1 protein-coding gene and 1 pseudogene are annotated in these 1,357 nt (G+C 32.3%); one reads left to right on the forward strand and one right to left on the reverse strand.

Translation table 11 applies throughout. From position 1 onward, the window contains the following. The coding region (locus V6U76_RS05260) for a hypothetical protein (protein WP_333024090.1) at positions 1-426 on the reverse strand (426 nt) is incomplete at its 3' end. Between the two features lie 163 nt (positions 427-589). Between V6U76_RS05260 and V6U76_RS05265 the strand changes: the two are divergent. Continuing rightward, a pseudogene (locus V6U76_RS05265) lies at positions 590-1,336 on the forward strand (ACP S-malonyltransferase); the annotation flags it as partial. Positions 1,337-1,357 lie beyond the last annotated feature (21 nt).

Here is a 1,357-nt window from a genome sequence, read left to right on the forward strand (position 1 = left end):
GCTATTATCTACCATTCTTCTTAAAAATTCTATACAAAAAATACCATTACGGATATATGCTGATTTAATCAGATACTCCATATCATTTAATTCATTCCAAGAACTACAAACTAATTCTTCACTTACTGTGCTACTATCACTTTCTGTATGTTTTGAGATGCTTATATTATTCATAGCGCTTGTTGCTTCGTTTAAGCTCGCGATATCATCTGAATCATGGCTATTTTCTCCTATTCTTGTGTACTTTGTTACCACCACACCATTTTGTTCATGGTTATCTGATTTCTTTTTATTTTTAGCTTTTTCATTGCTTCCAAAAGTAGTTGTTGGAATAGATTGTTCATTTTCATCTATAGTATTTGATATAGTAGGTATACTTTTATTTTGTTTATCATTCTTCTTTTCTTTAGAATTATTTCCACCCATATCCAGCTCACAGTTAAGTATATATGTTTAGTTAGTGTATATTTGTAAAGATATAGTAAATGTAGGTGTAAAATATTGATCAGACTCATAATCTAAATACTTCTTGTTGACAATGTTATGGAATATAGTGTCTAATTAAATATAGTAATATTTTAACTGACAGATGATTTTTGCTTTTCCAGGACAAGGCTCCCAAGTTGTAGGAATGGGGAAGGACATATATGACAACTTTGCTGTTGCAAAAGAAGTATTCAATGAAGTTGATGATGTTTTAGGTAAAAAATTATCTAATATAATTTTCCATGGTGATCATGAAGAGTTGACCACTACAGAAAATGCACAACCTGCATTGCTTGCAGTTTCAATTGCAATTGTACGTACAATGGAATATATATCTGGTAGGTCAATTTTTTCTACCTGTAAACCAAAATATATATGTGGTCATTCTGTTGGTGAATATACTGCACTATGTGCTGCAGGTGCTTTAACTCTTAACTCTGCAGCTAAGTTATTACAAATACGTGGAAAAGCAATGCAGAAGGCTTCTTTAAAGCATCGAGGCTATATGGTTGCCCTGCTTGGTGCTGAGCTTCAGCAAGTTGAAGACCTTTTAAAACTTGTTCAGCCTTATGGAATATGTGAAATTGCAAATGATAACGGTGGTGGACAGATAGTTGTGAGCGGTACAACTTTAGCTATTGATAAATTGATAGAATCATTAAGTAATTCTAACATAAAAAGATCAATAAAGCTAAAAGTTAGCGGCCCATTTCATTCATCTTTAATGCAGTCTGCGTATGATGAAGTTATAGAGTGTCTAGATCAAATAAAAATTAAGTGTCCTGTAGTGCCTATAATCTCTAACGTAACAGCTAAAGCAGAAACTGAACCTGAAGTTATAAAGGACTTATAATTTGCTGAGATAATAAGT

This window comes from Wolbachia endosymbiont of Pentidionis agamae (genome assembly GCF_036711655.1).
In the GTDB taxonomy this organism is placed as follows: domain Bacteria; phylum Pseudomonadota; class Alphaproteobacteria; order Rickettsiales; family Anaplasmataceae; genus JAZHPY01.